The organism is Pseudoflavonifractor sp. MCC625 (assembly GCF_018784545.1).
GTDB classification, from domain to species: domain Bacteria; phylum Bacillota; class Clostridia; order Oscillospirales; family Oscillospiraceae; genus Pseudoflavonifractor_A; species Pseudoflavonifractor_A gallinarum.
The window spans coordinates 1-455 of record NZ_WQOJ01000064.1 but is presented as its reverse complement, the minus strand read 5'-3'; the positions used below and the strand labels follow the sequence as shown (position 1 = coordinate 455).

The following is a 455-nucleotide window of genomic DNA, read 5'->3' as shown; positions in this document are numbered from 1 at the left end:
AATTACACGTAGTTGCACACGCGGGCAATGGCCATTTCCATGTAGCCGAGAGACTCGGCCTTGGTCTGCTTGCCGCTGGCCACGTCGGCCACCAGCTGCAGGAGCTCGTCACCCATCTGAGTGAGATCTCCGCCGTAGATGATGGGGGAGGCATCCACATCGATGTTATCCTCCATGTTGGCGAAGGTGATGCGGTTGCCGGTGATCTTGATGACGGGGGCGATGGGGTTGCCGGTGGGGGTGCCGCGGCCGGTGGAGAAGACCACCACCTGGGCGCCGCCGGCCACCATGGCAGCCACGGAGGAGGGGTCGTTGCCCGGGGTGTCCATGATCACGAGGCCGCTCTTGGGGGCAACCTGCTTGGCGTAGTCGTACACGGCGTTGACGGGGGAGTGGCCGCCCTTGTGGATGCAGCCCAGGGACTTCTCCTCCAGGGTGGTGATACCGCCGGTCTT

1 pseudogene is annotated in these 455 nt (G+C 64.2%); it reads right to left on the bottom strand.

Annotated features, from left to right (window positions below):
• Positions 1-2: 2 nt before the first annotated feature.
• A pseudogene (locus GPK94_RS15885) lies at positions 3-455 on the bottom strand (UxaA family hydrolase); the annotation flags it as partial.